Below are 15,836 nucleotides of genomic sequence, written 5' to 3' on the forward strand. Positions count from 1 at the left end.
TCATATTTTAATTGCCTGAGATCAAATCGTAATCATCGCGTTTTCCCGATTGCGTGCCGGTCTTGCGTATTGTCTGTCTGCCGGCATCCGTGTTCGACGGTTTCGCCATCCTGCGTGCGACGCCACGGGGCAGTCTTGCCTGCTGATCTTGCGAAGCGTCGTTTGCGCTGTCCGAAGTTCCTCTAACAGGAGTTCCAGCATGTCCGATGTCGATCACGCCATTCCGTCCCTGGTTCGATGCGCACAAGACGCCGTCGAATACGGGATCGATGCATGGCAACGCAGCGTACTGTTTCTCGACGTGCTGCGCGAGCGCGGAAACGTCTATCTCGATCACGCGCAGTCCGGCAAGCCGCCGGTGCTCGCTTTCGAATACGAAGTCGTCGCTGATGGCCGGGAGCTGCCGGAGCCGGCGAACTATGCGCTCGCGCGCATCGTGCCGCCGGCGGGGTCTCCCGAAACCGATCCGGCGAAGCGGCCGTTCGTCGTCATCGATCCGCGCGCCGGCCACGGGCCGGGGATCGGCGGTTTCAAGATGGATAGCGAAATCGGCATCGCGCTGAAGCAGGGGCATCCGTGCTATTTCGTGTTCTTCTATCCGCAGCCGGAGCCGGGCCAGACGATCGAATCGGTGACGCGCGCGGAGATCGCCTTTCTCGAACGCGTCGCGGCATTGCACCCCGATGCGCAAGACAAGCCGTTCCTGATCGGCAATTGCCAGGGCGGATGGGCGGCGTTGATCCTCGCGGCCGCCGTTCCCGAGAAGGCCGGCCCGCTGCTGCTCGCGGGCTCGCCGGTGTCGTACTGGGCCGGCGTCGCAGGCAAAAATCCGATGCGCTACTCGGGCGGCTTGCTTGGCGGCACATGGCTGGCGTCGTTCGCGGGCGATTGCGGGAACGGCACCTTCGATGGCGCCTATCTGGTCAACAACTTCGAGCAGATGAACCCCGCGAACACGTACTGGACGAAGCTCTACAACGTCTATGCGAACGTCGACACGGAGCGGGCCCGCTTCCTGGAATTCGAGCGCTGGTGGGGCGGCCATTTCCTGATGAACAAGAAGGAAATGGAATGGATCACGCAAAACCTCTTCGTCGGCAATCGCCTGTCCGCCGGCGAGGTGGTGTCGGCCGACGGCAACGCGCGCATCGATCTGCGCAACATCCGTTCACCGATCGTCGTGTTCGCGTCGTGGGGCGACAACATCACGCCGCCGCAACAGGCGCTCTACTGGATTCCCGATCTCTACGACAGCGTCGACGCGATTCGCTACAACGAGCAGACGATCGTTTATTGCCTGAACGACAAGATCGGGCATCTGGGAATCTTCGTGTCGGCCGGCGTCGCGAAGAAGGAGCACACGGAGCTCATCAGCGCGCTCGACCTGATCGATGTGCTGCCGCCCGGCTTGTACGAAGCGGTGATCGAGGATACGCAGCCCGACCTGCCGGGCCGCGAGTTTGTCGCGGGGCGTTATCTGATCCGTTTCGAGGCCCGTGAGATCGCCGACATCCTCGCGCTCGGGGACGGGCGCGATGGGGAGCGCGCGTTCGAAGTCGTCAAGCGCGTCGCCGAAGTCAACCAGGGCGCCTACGACACCTTCGTTGCGCCGTGGGTGAGGGCGGCATCGAATCCGTGGACGGCGGCCTGGGCTCGGCTGATGAACCCCGCGCGCGTCGAGCGGTGGGCGATGTCGAACCTGAATCCGGCGGCATGGGCCATCGGGCTGGCGGCGGACATGGTGCGGGCGGCACGGCAACCCGCGTCGTCCGGGAACGCGCTGCACGCAGGCGAGGCGCAGGTGTCGCAGGCGATCGTGTGCGGTCTCGACAGCTATCAGGCATGGCGCGACGGCGCCGTCGAAATCCTGTTCAGGACGATCTACGAGTCGCCATGGCTCGCATCGCTGGTCGGCCTGAAGGAGGGCTCCGTGCAGCGTCGCACGCATGAAACGGAGAGCTGGTTCGAAGAGGAGTTCAAGCGGCTCAAGCGGCGCGAACTGGAAGCCGCGTTCGACAGCGGAACGCTGCTGGATGGCGCGATGCGCCTGATCATCTATTGCGGCCGCGAGCTCCAGGTGGTCGACGAGCGCCCGTTCAATGCGATGCGCGAGCTGATGCGCGAATCCGGGCTCGACGCGCAGATCAGCATCGCCGACCTCAAGCAAGTGGTGAAGCGTCAGGCCTTCCTCGTGCTGCTCGACGAAGAACGCTCGCTCGCGGGGCTGCCGCGCTTGCTGCCGGGCGAACCCGAGCGCCGACGCGCGCTCGAGGTGGCGCGCATGCTGGCAGCCACGCGCGGCGAAATCACTCAGGCGGAGCAGGCGCGATTCGCGCGGGTTGCCGAGGTGTTGGGCGTGGCGTCGCGCGAGCGCCGCGCGAAATCGACGGAATCGAAATCGACGGAATCTGCGTGAGGGATACGATGGAACACAAACGCGAAAAATACGAGCGCCTGATCGCGTTCGCGAAGACGTTGCCGGCCACGCCGACTGCCGTCGCGCATCCGTGCGATCTCAACGCGCTCGGCGCCGCGGTCGAGGCGGCGCAGCTCGGCCTGATCGCACCGATTCTGGTCGGGCCGCAGGCGAAGATCGGCGCGATCGCGGACGAAGGCGGGCTCGACATCTCGAACCTGCCGCTCGTCGACGCGCCGCACAGCCATGCGGCCGCCGACGCCGCGGTGCGCCTCGTGCACGAGGGGCGGGCGCAGGCGCTGATGAAAGGTTCGCTGCATACCGACGAACTGATGGGCGCCGTCGTCGCGCGCGACACCGGCTTGCGCACCGCGCGCCGCGTCAGCCACTGCTTCGTGATGGACGTGCCGGGCCACGACGATCCGCTGATCATCACGGACGCCGCGGTGAATATCGCACCCACGCTCGAAGAAAAGGTCGACATCGTGCAGAACGCGATCGATCTCGCGCACGCGTTGCGCTTTCCCGCTGCGCGGGTCGCGATCCTGTCCGCGATGGAAACGGTCAACCCGAAAGTGCCGTCGACGCTCGACGCGGCGGCGTTGTGCAAGATGGCGGACCGCCGCCAGATCGAAGGCGGCGCGCTCGACGGTCCGCTCGCGCTCGACAATGCGATCGACGTCGCTGCCGCAGGGCTCAAGCATATCGACTCGCCCGTCGCGGGGCGCGCGAACGTGCTCGTCGTGCCGAATCTCGAGGCCGGCAACATGCTCGCGAAAAGCCTGACGTTTCTCGCGGGCGCGGATGCGGCCGGCATCGTGCTCGGCGCGCGCGTGCCGGTCATCCTCACGAGCCGTGCCGATTCGGTGGTCGCCCGGCTCGCGTCGTGCGCGGTCGCCGCGATGGTCGCGCTTTGGCGGCGCACGCCGTCGCGCGTCATCGCCAACTGAGCGGGTGGACCATGGACGTCATTCTGGTCATCAACGCAGGTTCGTCGAGCGTCAAATTCTCAGTCTTCGCGGTGGCCGACCACGCGCTCGAACCGGTTTGCCACGGCAACTTCGAGGAGATCAATACGGAGCCGCGCCTGCACGTCAGCGACGCGCACCGCGAGACGCTCGACGAGAAGCGCTGGCCCCGCGATACGCGGCTCGGCCATGAAGGCGCGATCGGTTTCATGTTCGACTGGCTGCGCAGCCATTCCGCCGGCTATACGCCGATCGGCGTCGGCCATCGCATCGTGCACGGCGGGAGCCTGTATGCGAATCCGGTTCGCGTCGACGACGAAGTCATTGCGAACCTCGACACGCTGGTGCCGCTGGCGCCCTTGCACCAGCCGCACAACCTGGCCGCACTGAAGCTTGTCGCCGAGCGGCAGGCGGGTCTTCCGCAGATCGCCTGTTTCGACACGGCGTTTCACCATGGGCAACCTGCGGTCGCGACGCAATTTGCGCTGCCGCGCGAGATCACGCGGCAAGGGGTGCGGCGCTACGGCTTTCATGGCTTGTCGTACGAGTACATCGCTTCGGTATTGGAGCGTTACGACGAACGGGCGGCGCGCGGCAAGACGGTGGTCATGCACCTCGGAAACGGCGCGAGCATGGCGGCGCTGGCGAACGGCAGGAGCGTCGCGAGCACGATGGGATTCACGGCCGTCGAGGGATTGCCGATGGGCACACGCTCGGGAACCGTCGATCCGGGCGTGCTCGTGTGGCTGATGGATCATCACCATATGGGCGCCCGCGACATCGAGGCGCTGCTGTATCGGCAGTCCGGGTTGCTCGGCGTGTCCGGCATTTCCAGCGACATGCGCACGCTGCTCGACAGCGACGATCCGGCGGCGGTGGAGGCGGTGGAGCTGTTCTGCTACCGGGTTTCGCGCGAGCTCGGGTCGCTCGCGGCCGCGCTTGGCGGCCTGGACAGCATCGTGTTCACGGCGGGCATCGGCGAGCACGCGGCGGCGATACGCGAACGCGTCTGTCGCGCGGCCGCATGGCTCGGCGTATCGATCGATCCGGACGCGAACGCACACCACGGGCCGCGCATCAGCTCGCCCGGCAGCGCGGTGTCGGCCTGGGTCATTCCGACCGACGAAGAGTTGATGATCGCGTCGCACACGCTTGATCTGCTTGAGACCTGACTCGAGGTTTGAATGGACGACAACCGGAATACGCCGCTAGCGGGCCGCAAGGTGCTGATCGCCGGAATCGCGAACGAACATTCGATCGCATATGGATGCGCGCGCGCGTTCCGCGAGCTGGGCGCGGAACTGGCAATTACCTACGTGAACGAGAAATCGAAACCATACGTCGAGCCGCTCGCGCGGGAGCTCGGCGCCGCGCTTCTGATGCCGCTCGACGTGTCGAAGCCGGACGAGTTGCAGGCACTGTTCGACGGAATCCGCGCGACCTGGGGCCGGCTCGACGTCGCCGTGCATTCGATCGCGTTCGCTCCGAAGGCGGATCTGCAGGGCGGATTGATCAACAGCTCGGCAGAAGGCTTCGCCATGGCCATGGACGTGTCGTGCCACTCGTTCATCCGGATGGCACGGCTGGCCGTGCCGTTGATGGATCGTGGCGGGACGCTGTTCGCGATGAGTTATCTGGGCGCGACCAGGGTCGTGCCGAACTACGATCTGATGGGGCCGGTCAAGGCGGCCCTCGAGGCGACGTGCCGCTATCTGGCGCACGAACTCGGTCCGCGTGGCATTCGCGTCCATCCGATCTCGCCGGGGCCGCTCAAGACGCGTGCGGCATCGGGGCTGAAGGATTTCGATCTGCTGCTCAACGAGGCGGTCGAGCGTGCGCCGCTCGGCGAGCTGGTCGACATCATGGATGTCGGGTTCGCGTGCGCGTATCTGGCAACGCCGTATGCGCGGCGCATTACCGGCAACACGATGTTCGTCGACGGTGGCGTCAGCATCATGGGATAGGTGTCGGACCAAACCATGCCCGGCGTGCCGGGCATGGTTTCAATTGGAAGGAATACTGCAATGAGACTCATGATCGGCAATTTGCCGCCCGATACGAGCGATGAAGATCTGCGCGAATTCGTGAACAAGTACATGCCGGTCGAATTCGCCAGCATCACGCATATCGACGTCGAGGGCGAACATCCGAGCGTGCTGCTCGAAGTCTGCGGCGCGGAACATGTGCTGCTGGCCGAGATGCAGCGCCGTTTTCATCACCTGTACTGGAAAGGGTGCGAGCTTACCGCGCACGTGATGCTTTTTTCCGAATGAGGCTGTTGTGGAGGGCCGTGCTAACGCGCCTTGAACAGCGCGGCTAGCACGTCTTCCTTGGGAATCCCGCGTTGCGACGACGGGCGTTTCCGTCGCGACCGGTTCGTTCCCGAACCGGTGGTGGTATCCGGATCGGTTTCGGCCGGCCTCGCGCCCGTATAGATCGCGCGCGGCCGGATCAGCCCCGGATGCTGACGTTGCTCGAGCCCGTGTGCGATCCAGCCGACGGTGCGGCCGAGCGCGAACAGCCCGAACGCGGCGCCCACCGGAAGCCGCAGATGCCGGCGCACGGCCACGAGCGCGAAATCCACGGACGGTTTCTGCCCGACGAGCGACGTCCCCAGATCGACGAGGGTCCGCCATTTCGGATGACTCGGCAGCACGCGCGACAGTAGCGCGACGGCCCGCACGTCGCCATCGGGATAGAGCGGGTGGCCGAACCCCGGCAAATCGTCGCCGCGCGACAGGCGCTCGCGCATCCTGCGCTCGATGTCGTCGTCGCCGAGCTCGTCCCACATCGCTTCACCGCGCGCCGTGGTCGCGCCATGTCGCCCGCCCGTCAATCCCGCGAGCCCGCCGATGACGGCCGCGCGCAGGCTCGCGTCCGTCGACGCGATGCAGCGGGCCGTGAAGCTCGATGCGTTCAGTTCGTGGTCCGCGCAGAGCACGAGCGCCATCCGGATCAATTCGGCACCGCGCCGGTCGACGCCCCATGCACGTGCGCATTGCAGGTGTATCGGCGCCGTGTCGGGCCGGGTGCCGAGCAGGCACGCGGCCATGATGCGCACGAGGTCCGCGCAGCCCTGCGCCTGCCGTTGCGCGGATTGCTGCCAGATGGCCGTCGGTGCGTCTTCGCTAGCGACGGTGAACAGCGGAAGCAAGGATTCCTCAGCACGTCGGCCTGCATAGCGCTTCAGCAACGCAGGCAGCGCAGCGGACGACGGTGGCGCGCAATCGCCGAAAGCGGTCGCTTCATCGCATTGCCACAGCAGCGCGGCGACCGCTTCGAAGCTCGCGGACGCGGCGAGGCTCAGTGCATCAACGCCGCGATAGGACAGCCGGCCGCCTTCGATCAGCGTGATCGACGATTCGAGCACGGGCGTGCCCCAGTCGAGCGCCGCCCGCGCGACTTCCTTCGGCTTGCGGCCGCGCGCACGCTGCCCGGCGAGACGTTCGACGTCGCTCGCGAGATACCGGCTCTCGCGCTGGTTACCGCTGCCTTCGGCGCGTAGCAGGCCGCGACTGACGTACGCATAGAGCGTCTGACGCGACACGCCGAGGCGGGCCGCTGCTTCGGTCGAGTTCAGGTAATCCGGCATGGTGCGCACCGATCGAGCGACGGGTTGATCAGGATAATCAACGTTGACAACTAAAGCGAGCAAAACGATCTTTGACGTACTCAACCGACCCGAGGGCATCATGTACGCCGAAGAACAGACTCCAACGATTCTTGCCGATGGCGGCGATGCGGTATTCCGTATCCTGTCGGAATTCTGGCATGCCGTGGACGGTGACCCGCAATACCTGCGGGCGATCGAACTGACCGGTTCCGGTGATCTCGTTTCCGCGTTTCGCGTGACTGACCTCGCGACCGCCGCGATCAGTGTCGCGGGCGTTGCGGCCGCCGAGTTGCTGTCTACGCGAACGGGGCGCGTGCCCGCGGTGCGTGTCGATCGACGCATGGCGTCGCTCTGGTTCGGCACGTCGCTGCGCCCGGATGGATGGACACTTCCGCCGCAATGGGATCCGATCGCGGGAAACTATCGCGCGCGGGATCGCTGGATCCGGCTGCACACCAACGCGCCACACCATCGTGACGCTGCGTTGAGCGTGCTCGGCTGTCGCGCGGACGCGCAGTCGGTCGCGGCCGCGATTACGCACTGGGATGCCGGCGCGCTCGAAACGGCGATCGTCGAGCACGGCGGTTGCGCGGCCGCGATGCATACGATGGACGAATGGTTCGCGCATCCGCAAGGGCAGGCCGTCGCCTCCGAGCCGCTGCTGTATCGAACGGTGCGCACGGACGTCGTCGACAGCGGCTGGCAGCCGGACGCGGATCGGCCGCTCGCCGGCATTCGCGTGCTCGACCTGACGCGCATACTCGCGGGGCCCGTCGCGACCCGCTTCCTGGCCGGCCTCGGCGCCGACGTGTTGCGGATCGATCCGTATGGCTGGGAAGAGCCGAACCTCATACCGGAAGTCGTGCTCGGCAAACGCTGCGCGCGGCTCGACCTGAAGGACGACGCGGGGCGCGCGACGCTGGAGCACTTGCTGCGCGACGCGGATGTCGTCGTTCACGGCTATCGTTCCGACGCGCTGGCGCGTCTCGGTTTCGACGCGGAGACGAGAAGACGGTTGAATCCGGCGATCGTGGACGTGTCGCTCGATGCGTACGGCTGGCAGGGCCCTTGGGCCGGGCGGCGCGGGTTCGACAGCATCGTCCAGATGAGCGCGGGCATTGCGGAATTCGGGATGCGCGCGATGGGCACCGATCAACCGGTGCAGTTGCCGGTGCAGGCCGTTGACCACGCAACGGGCTACCTGATGGCCGCGGCAGTCATCCGCGGGTTGACCGAGCGCCTGCGGTACGGCGTCGGATCGGTGGCTCGCGCGTCGCTCGCGCGGACGGCGCGCTTGCTCGCTGCGTACCCGGCAACGGCGTGCGCTCCGCTCGTGCCGGACGGGCCCGCCGACCTTGCCGCGCACGTCGAACACACTTCATGGGGGCCGGCGCACCGGCTCGTGCCGCCGGTGCAGATCGACGGCGCGCCGGTGTGGTGGCAACGCCCGGCGAGCGCGCTTGGATCGTCGGCCGCGCAGTGGCAGGTTTCTTCACGCAATCGATCGGGAGAGTGAAATGGAGCAAGTCGTCGTCGTGAGCGGCGGCGGGACGGGCATCGGTCTCGCCACTGCAAAGCATTTCGCCGCGCAGCGTGCGCAGGTGGTCGTGATCGGGCGGCGTGCGAGCGTGCTCGCACAGGCCGTGGACGCGATTGGACGCGCATATCCGGATGCACTGGCAGCGCTCGCGCTATCGGCGGATCTGAGCGCGCCCGACCAGGTCGAGCGCGTGCGTGCGTCGCTGGTCGAACGGTTCGACGCGATCGACGTGGTCGTCAATGCGGCCGGCGGGAACGTGCAGCGGCTGTTTCCGGAAGCGCACAACGCGGACGGGCTCGCCGGCGTCGCACGCAGATGGTCCGACAATTTCGGCCTCAATACTCTGTCGGCCGTGCTGCTGACCGAGGCGCTGGTCGATCGGCTGCGCGCGCCGGGCGGCCGCATCGTGTTCATCAGCTCGATTGCCGCGTATCGCGGGTCGGGGCACGGATGCTACGGCGCGTCGAAGGCGGCGCTTCATCCGTATTGCTACGATCTCGCGAAGCGCCTTGGGCCGCGTGGCATCACGGTCAACGCGGTCGCGCCCGGCTATGTCGAGGACACCGAGTTCTTCGGCACGGCGCTGTCGCCGGATCAGCGGGCCGGCAAGGTCGCGGAGGCGATGAACCGCCGCGCGGGCACGCCTGACGATATCGCGGGCACGATCGGCTGGCTCGCGTCGCCCGCCGCCGCGCATGTGACCGCGCAGATCCTGCAGGTCAACGGCGGGGCCGAGCGCGGGCGGTAGCGCGTCGGGTGCGGCGAGCGGATCGGCTGGCGGCGTGCCGTGACCGGTGTTGCAGCTCGCGTGTGGTTCGCGTGCGGCGAGTTGCGTCGATCAGTCCAGCCGTTCGACGAACTGCGAGCGGTCGAACGGCGCGTCGTACGGTTCGGGCCAGAATTCGACGATCTTCGTGATCGTCCGGTTTTCAACGGTAAAGAACGTGATGGCCCGAGCCTGGACGACGCCGTCCGTGACCGAGACGTCCGACGTGGCATCCCGTTCGCCGGCGACGATCCGGTTGATCGTGAACGACCACGGCCCGTCGGCCGGATACGCGGCGTTCAGTCGCGCAAAATTGTCGCCGCCGCGGATGCGCTCGTTCGACTGCGGCCATTCGAGCACGAAGTCTTCGGCAAGCACGGCCTTCACCGCGTGGAAATCGTTCGTTGCCATCAGGCGCCAGAATTCCCGAACCACGGTGGCCGTGTCGTCGGTCGTTTTTGTCATCGGGTTCTCGAGTGTTGAATCGGGTGACGGCAATCCGCATGCGATTGCGCTTCGTCCGATGTCGTCCAATTGCCGGTCGTGTTTGCCGTTCCGATCAGGCGGGCTCGCCCGGATTCTGCCGGGCCAGCCCGCCGTCGCCGTATTCCCGAATCACCTTCGCGATGACGACCCGGTAGCCGTCCAGCCAGCGGGCCTGCTTCGATTTCGCGTCGAGGTGCGACGGATGCCGGATCAGTTGCGTCAGCGCTTCCTCGGATTCCCAGTAGTAGATGTTCTGGATCAATCCGCTGCCGGCGTTCTCCCAGGTTTCCTCGCCGAGATACCCGGGAATCGCGCGTGCCGCTTCGGCGATCTGCTGGTCGAGACGATGGAATTCGTCGTCGTATTGACCGGCCTTGAAGATGAAGGTGGACGAGTACACGGGGCTTTCCTTGGAGCGATCGGGAGAACGCGCAGTGTAAGGCATGCTGCCGCTCAACGCCCCGTCTTCAGTTGCGCCCACAAGCGGTTCTGCAGGCGGCGAATCTCGGGCGACACGGGTTTCAGCAGAGTCATCCTGCTCAGCACATCGTCGGACGGATACACGGCCGGGTCGCGTGCAATCGCCGGTTTCACATACTGGCGCGCAGCCTTGTTCGCGGTCGGATAGAACACCGAGTTCGTGATCGCCGCATTGACCTTCGGATCCTGGCTGTAGTTGATCCACTTCAGCGCGGCGTCCTGATTCGGCGCATCCTTCGGGATCACCATCATGTCGAACCACAGCAGGCCGCCTTCCTTCGGATTCGCGAACCGGACCTCGTACGGGCGTTTCGCTTCAGCAGCACGGCGGTGCGCGATGCCGACGTCGCCCGAGTAACCGAACGCGACACAAAGGTCGTTGTTGGCGAGATCGTTGATGTAGCCCGACGAGTTGAACTGCGTGATGTACGGACGCACCTTCTTGAGCACGTCGTACGCGGCGCGATAGTCGGCCGGGTTCGTGCTGTTCGGGTCCTTGCCCATGTATTGCAGCGTCGCGGCGAACACGTCGACGGCCTGATCGAGGAACGACACGCCGCAGCTCTTCAGCTTCGCCATGTTGGCCGGATCGAAGACCAGCGACCAGCTGTCGACGGGCGCCTTGTCGCCGAGCGCCTTCTTCACGGCCTGCACGTTGTAGCCGATGCCGTCGGTGCCGTATGCCCACGGCACGCCGTACTGGTTGCCCGGATCGGCGTCGGCAACCATCTTCATCAGCAGCGGATCGAGGTTCGACAGATTCGACAGCTTCGTCTTGTCCAGCTTCCGGAATACGTCGGCCTGGATCTGCTTGGCCATGTAGTTCGACGTCGGCACGACGATGTCGTAGCCCGAATTGCCCGACATCAGTTTCGCCTGCAGCGTGTCGTCGCTGTCGTAGTTGTCGTAGCGGACGTGGATGCCGGTTTGCTTCTGGAAGTTCGGGATCGTGTCCGGCGCGATGTAGTCGGACCAGTTGTAGATGTTCAGCTCGCCGGCCGCGTGGGCCGGCATGCAGGAGAGGGATGCGGCGCCGGAGAATGACACGAATGCGGCGGTTGAGATGGCGCGGCGAAGCGTTCGAATACGCATGATGGGAATTTCCGTATTGGATGCGGGTGGCGGCATGGTTTCGATGTGCCGCCACGCGCCCGTGATTTGGCGCAGTGCGCGGCAATGCACGCGCGAACGCAATCCGTCACCGGTCACCGGTCAAACGGTGCGCGGCAGACGTGATGCGGCTAAATGGATGCCGTAAAGGGACGCCGTAAAGAGAAACGAGGCGCTACGGCAGCAGCGAAGCCACGTCGTCGGTATGGATCGCGACGAACGCGCGCGCTGAGACGGCGTTGTGACGTCGAACGGAACGACGGGACAGGATGGTGTAGATCGACAGATGCAGGCGAGGACGATGCCGGCCGTAACTGCCGTCGGAAGGGGATGCCGCGCTGCGCAGGCTTCGCGCATCGCCACGATCCCACCTCACCATAGGGCCACGGACTTTCACGATTACACTCGACTGGATTGTTGAAAGTATTGAACACCCGTTGATACGAACAGGACACGCATTTCGATCTTCGACATGACGGCTGCATCCGGCAAATGCATATTGCTGCGCAGCAATAAAGGCGTCGTCACGCGAATTGAAAGATTTACGTTAGCCTGAAACGTCAGGATATACAGGTTTTTGACATCATCAAAAAAATTATTGTAAGGATGAGTCGGTATTTTCCCTAGTGAGCGAATCGCGTCGGCACTCGATTGGTCACGCAGTCGAATGCGAATGGGTGATGCCGGGCAAAGGTTTCCATCTGATCAATGCGCCCGGAAAGTGATGAGAATATTCAACGCGATTTACGCGCTGTCCGCGCCGGAATCGAACGATGACATGACATCATCGCGCTCGGCTTTCAGAAGGTCGATGAAGCGTTCCGTGAGGCTATCGGGCGGCATGCCGCCCGGTCGGATCAGCACCGTCTCGATGGGCAGTCGAGGCCGGAAGGGCCGCAGCACGACGGGCAAACCGTTCAGTTCGCGAGCGGCAAGCGGGTCGACGATCGCGACGCCCAACCCTTCCGCCACCAGGCCGCACCGCGCTGCCGTGTACTGCGCCATCAGGGAAAAGCGTGGCTCGATACCGGCGCTTGCAAATGACGCGTCGACCGCCTGCTGAAAAGCCCCGGGGGCACCCGCGATCAAAGGGACGTCCGCAAGATCGGATACGCTGATCGTCCGTTTGCGAGCCAATGCGTGCCGACGCGGAAGCGCGCAAACCGCATCGACCGTGAGGAATGCTTCGCACGCGACGCCCGCGTAGCCGGAGCGCGGCCGGACGAGGCCAAGGTCGCATTGTCCGGTCGAAACCAGTGACCAGATCGTGTCGGGGTTGGGCACGTGAAGCGAGACGCGCACGCCGGGATGTGCGCAACCCAATTGCCGGATGGCGCGTGGCACGAGCCTGGAGGCCAACGATGGCTGGCATGCCACACGTAACGAGCCGGTTCCTATTTCACGTATCTGGCGCGCAGCGTGCCGAAGCTGATCGAGCCCGGCATAGGTCCGGTCGACTTCGCGCGAGAAAGCAATGCCCTCTTTTGTCGGCAATGCGGCTCCATGCCGACGTATGAACAGTGGAAAGCCAAGATCCGCTTCGAGCTGCGCAATCGCTCGACTGACATGGGGCTGGCCCATGCCGAGCGCTTCCGCTGCCCTCGTCATTCCACCGTGGCGCATGACGGCACGAAACAGGTCGATATGGGCTGGATTCATGATGCCTGATTTGCATGGATAACGTGATTTACGGCATTTGACGACATGGATAGCCGTGTCGTCAAATCTCCGCATTGATTCTGGAAACCGAAAACGTCAATGCAAAGCGCGCTCTTCTTTCTGATTCTTGCCGTTCTGGCCGGGGCCAGCGTCACCGTCCAGCAGGTGTTGAATGCCAACCTCCGTGCGGCACTGAGTTCGGCCGCATGGTCGGGCTTCGTCAGCTATATCGTCGGCGTGGCCTGCATGGCGCTGCTGGCGCTGGCCTTGCGCAATCCCGTTCCTTCGATGGCTGTAGCGGGACGTATTCCACTGTGGGCATACAGCGGCGGGATGTTTGGCGCGATTTTCATCGCGCTTGCCATCTATCTTGTTCCACAGCTCGGGGCTGCGACGTTCATGGTCCTGCTCGTGACCGGCCAGATGCTTACGTCGGTGGCGATCGACCATTTCGGATTGTTGGGGATCCCCGCACGACCGATCGATCTTTCTCGGCTCATCGGGGCAGCGCTTCTGATCGGAGGATGCGTTCTCATCCGCCGATAAACATTTAAATTTAATGGCAGCAGAAAAGGAGAAATGCAAGTGACCGGAATCGCCTATGTAAATGGCTCGTTTCTTCCATACGCGGAAGCCCAGGTATCAATTTTTGATCGAGGCTTTCTGTTTGCGGATGGCAGTTACGAAGTTTGCGCCGTGCTCGATGGCAAGATCATCGATAGCGAGATCCATCTGGCTCGTCTGCAACGCTCGACACGTGAAATCGAGCTGGAGTTGCCGGAGACGCCAGAGTGCATTGCCGCGCTGATGAAGGAAGCGATCTCTCGTAATGCATTGGTCGAGGGTTCAGTTTATCTGCAGGTCACTCGCGGGGTCGCGCCTGAGCGTAACTTTGCCTATCCCGAAGGCATACAGGCGTCGCTGATCATTTTCACGACGGCGAAGAAACTGATCGATACGCGGGAGGCGAGAACGGGGATCGCAGCGAAGACAGTGCGCGATATCCGCTGGTTGCGCCGTGACATCAAGAGCATCTCGCTTCTCGCCCAAGTGCTTGTCAGGCAGGAGGCCGCCAAGGCCGGCTGTCAGGAAGCGATCATGGTGGACGATGATGGCTATATCACCGAGGGTGCGTCGTCATCGGTATTTATTTTGAATACCGAAGGTGTTTTGGTCACGCGACCAAATTTCAGCGCGATCTTGCAGGGCTGCACGCGCAAGGCAGTCGTTCAACTTGCCGCCGAGCGGGACATTCGTATCGAAGAACGCCTGTTCAGCGTAGCCGAGGCACTTGAGGCAAAAGAAGTATTCGTTACCAGCGCGGGGGTGCTGGTGCAGTCTGTCGTTACGATTGATGGCAACGCAATTGGCGATGGCCGGGTAGGGCCGGTGGCTCGACGCTTGCGGGAGATTTATATCGACGTTTCCCGTGCGAGGGCGAGCTAGGGTCTGTTTACATGCGGAACGCACATGCGAATGCCCGAAATCGCTCGTAGGTCAAGAAGCGAGGGCGCCGTTTGGCCGAGCCAAACAAATGTCGTCATACAGCGCCTGGACGCGGCCTCAGGGTCCTGCGCGAGCAGGAATGCCTCAAGAGTTTGCAGGCGTGCGCCAGAGGCCCTGGCTAGGGTGCCGTGGCCGGCTGGCGTTGTGAAAGGAGCCGGTTGACGCGGATAATGAAGCGCCAGTGCAGCGCCCAGAGGAGCAGCGCGACCAGGGTTGCCAGTTCGCCAAGCCAGTTGGGCACGAAGGCGACCAGTTGGGCCGCGCACCAGCCGTGCCCGGAGCGCATGCCGAAATTCTCCAGGCCTCGCAGGCGCGGGTTGTACCGGGCCTCCGCACGCAGGGAGTTCGAGACATTGGCGACGATGAAGAAATCTTCGATGAAGTTGTAGGGGATGAGGAACATCAGCCACACCGAACCCGGTTCGGCGGTGCGGGACTGCGCCTGGAGCAGGCTCAGGCAGCGTTGCAGGCTCCGACAGTAAAGCGCCACCGCCAAGAGAAAGCCTGCGACCAGCAGTGACAGCAACGGCAAGCCTCGGGCTAGCAACTGCGCGAACAGGCCCTCGCGCAGTTCGGGATCGAGCAGCGGGTAGATCGCTCCGGCGCAGATCGCGCCGGTAGCCAGCAGCTTGAACAAGAGCAAGCGCATGTCGTTCATTCGTGACGCCGGGAAAGGGCATCCAGTATAGACGAGGCGGCATGGCTGGCGATGGGGCGGATTGTCGAGACCGCTTCCGGGCTGCCTCTGCTTTCGAATCGCGCAGCTGTGGTCTCGCGCGCAAGCTCGATGAATGGTTTCGGCCGGTTGCCTGTTCTTTGAGCAAGGCGATCGGACCCTTGTGCGGCAAGGAACGCGGCGGGTTTTCCACACGGTTGTCCAGTGAAATTGTGGATAGTGTGGCGGGCGGCGATTCCGGATATCGCCGAGCTCGCATGCCGCAGCACAAGCTCGGGAAAGCGAGGATAGGCGGTGAGTCCGACGATGGACATGCAGCGTCACTGCAGGACGACGCAACACGAATTCTGTCTTCATTCAAATCGATCGTCATCCGCCGACGACCGATACGACAGCCTGATTGCAGTTCGATGGCAGACACGTTTCCGGCGTTCGCATCGCTCATGTGAGCGCCGGATGCAAGGCGTCAACTGTTAAACAAGGTGAGTCATTCGTCAGCATTTGCAACGAGCGTAACAGTCCTCAAGAATCGCGGATTTCCGGTGCGAGGCCCGCTACAGTGGCTCCACCTGCCGCACGGTGCGGCGAGGAACGCGACAGGCCGCCGATGCGGCCG

The 15,836-nt window shown here is 64.1% G+C and carries 17 protein-coding genes; 9 read left to right on the forward strand and 8 right to left on the reverse strand.

What is annotated here, in order from left to right; genetic code table 11:
• The first annotated feature begins 199 nt into the window (after window positions 1-199).
• From DID96_RS23910 to DID96_RS23930, 5 genes are read left to right on the forward strand one after another with little or no spacing between them, the layout of a single operon-like run.
• Entirely contained in the window at window positions 200-2,416 is a 2,217-nt protein-coding gene (locus tag DID96_RS23910; protein ID WP_124601730.1) for a TerB family tellurite resistance protein, read from the forward strand.
• A gap of 8 nt (window positions 2,417-2,424) precedes the next feature.
• Complete coding sequence (locus DID96_RS23915) at window positions 2,425-3,366, forward strand: phosphate acetyltransferase (protein WP_124601731.1); 942 nt, start codon at window positions 2,425-2,427, stop codon at window positions 3,364-3,366.
• 11 nt (window positions 3,367-3,377) lie between these two features.
• On the forward strand, window positions 3,378-4,556 hold the full coding sequence (locus DID96_RS23920; RefSeq protein ID WP_124601732.1) for an acetate/propionate family kinase: 1,179 nt from the start codon (window positions 3,378-3,380) through the stop codon (window positions 4,554-4,556).
• Between the two features lie 12 nt (window positions 4,557-4,568).
• Window positions 4,569-5,348 carry an enoyl-ACP reductase FabI gene (gene fabI / locus DID96_RS23925; protein WP_124601733.1) on the forward strand — a complete coding sequence of 260 codons (780 nt, stop codon included), beginning with the start codon at window positions 4,569-4,571 and terminating at the stop codon, window positions 5,346-5,348.
• Between the two features lie 60 nt (window positions 5,349-5,408).
• Window positions 5,409-5,657 (forward strand): RNA-binding protein, encoded by a 249-nt coding sequence (locus DID96_RS23930; RefSeq protein WP_185732344.1) that lies wholly within the window; start codon window positions 5,409-5,411, stop codon window positions 5,655-5,657.
• A 20-nt stretch (window positions 5,658-5,677) separates the two neighbouring features.
• On the opposite strand, the gene DID96_RS23935 is transcribed toward DID96_RS23930, so the two are convergent.
• A complete protein-coding gene (locus DID96_RS23935) occupies window positions 5,678-6,976 on the reverse strand; it encodes a citrate synthase family protein (RefSeq protein WP_124601735.1) in 1,299 nt (432 codons plus the stop codon).
• Between the two features lie 100 nt (window positions 6,977-7,076).
• Here DID96_RS23935 and DID96_RS23940 point away from each other — a divergent pair, with 100 nt between their 5' ends.
• Together DID96_RS23940 and DID96_RS23945 are read left to right on the forward strand one after the other, a co-directional pair.
• Complete coding sequence (locus tag DID96_RS23940) at window positions 7,077-8,513, forward strand: CoA transferase (protein WP_124601736.1); 1,437 nt, start codon at window positions 7,077-7,079, stop codon at window positions 8,511-8,513.
• A 1-nt stretch (window position 8,514) separates the two neighbouring features.
• The gene (locus DID96_RS23945; RefSeq protein ID WP_124601737.1) at window positions 8,515-9,285 is read left to right on the forward strand and encodes an SDR family NAD(P)-dependent oxidoreductase; all 771 of its coding nucleotides are present in this window, start codon (window positions 8,515-8,517) and stop codon (window positions 9,283-9,285) included.
• Window positions 9,286-9,375: 90 nt separating this feature from the next.
• Here DID96_RS23945 and DID96_RS23950 read toward each other — a convergent pair whose 3' ends face one another.
• The 5 genes from DID96_RS23950 to DID96_RS23970 form a co-directional block, all read right to left on the reverse strand.
• A complete protein-coding gene (locus tag DID96_RS23950; RefSeq protein WP_124601738.1) occupies window positions 9,376-9,768 on the reverse strand; it encodes a nuclear transport factor 2 family protein in 393 nt (130 codons plus the stop codon).
• Window positions 9,769-9,862: 94 nt separating this feature from the next.
• On the reverse strand, window positions 9,863-10,189 hold the full coding sequence (locus DID96_RS23955; RefSeq protein ID WP_124601739.1) for an antibiotic biosynthesis monooxygenase: 327 nt from the start codon (window positions 10,187-10,189) through the stop codon (window positions 9,863-9,865).
• A gap of 53 nt (window positions 10,190-10,242) precedes the next feature.
• Window positions 10,243-11,361, reverse strand: a complete 1,119-nt coding sequence (locus DID96_RS23960; protein WP_124601740.1) for a polyamine ABC transporter substrate-binding protein — start codon at window positions 11,359-11,361, stop codon at window positions 10,243-10,245.
• Window positions 11,362-11,554: 193 nt separating this feature from the next.
• The gene (locus DID96_RS39025; RefSeq protein WP_124601790.1) at window positions 11,555-11,758 is read right to left on the reverse strand and encodes a hypothetical protein; all 204 of its coding nucleotides are present in this window, start codon (window positions 11,756-11,758) and stop codon (window positions 11,555-11,557) included.
• Between the two features lie 365 nt (window positions 11,759-12,123).
• The gene (locus tag DID96_RS23970) at window positions 12,124-13,113 is read right to left on the reverse strand and encodes a LysR family transcriptional regulator (RefSeq protein WP_409333808.1); all 990 of its coding nucleotides are present in this window, start codon (window positions 13,111-13,113) and stop codon (window positions 12,124-12,126) included.
• A 24-nt stretch (window positions 13,114-13,137) separates the two neighbouring features.
• Here DID96_RS23970 and DID96_RS23975 point away from each other — a divergent pair, with 24 nt between their 5' ends.
• Window positions 13,138-13,584 carry a DMT family transporter gene (locus tag DID96_RS23975; protein ID WP_124601741.1) on the forward strand — a complete coding sequence of 149 codons (447 nt, stop codon included), beginning with the start codon at window positions 13,138-13,140 and terminating at the stop codon, window positions 13,582-13,584.
• Between the two features lie 39 nt (window positions 13,585-13,623).
• On the forward strand, window positions 13,624-14,484 hold the full coding sequence (locus tag DID96_RS23980) for a D-amino-acid transaminase (RefSeq protein WP_124601742.1): 861 nt from the start codon (window positions 13,624-13,626) through the stop codon (window positions 14,482-14,484).
• A 178-nt stretch (window positions 14,485-14,662) separates the two neighbouring features.
• Here DID96_RS23980 and DID96_RS23985 read toward each other — a convergent pair whose 3' ends face one another.
• Window positions 14,663-15,202 (reverse strand): hypothetical protein, encoded by a 540-nt coding sequence (locus DID96_RS23985; protein ID WP_124601743.1) that lies wholly within the window; start codon window positions 15,200-15,202, stop codon window positions 14,663-14,665.
• Window positions 15,199-15,534, reverse strand: a complete 336-nt coding sequence (locus DID96_RS23990; RefSeq protein ID WP_124601744.1) for a hypothetical protein — start codon at window positions 15,532-15,534, stop codon at window positions 15,199-15,201. The genes DID96_RS23985 and DID96_RS23990 overlap by 4 nt, the downstream gene beginning before the upstream one ends.
• Window positions 15,535-15,836 lie beyond the last annotated feature (302 nt).

It is taken from the genome of Burkholderia sp. Bp8963, assembly GCF_003854275.1.
Taxonomy (GTDB): Bacteria; Pseudomonadota; Gammaproteobacteria; order Burkholderiales; family Burkholderiaceae; genus Burkholderia.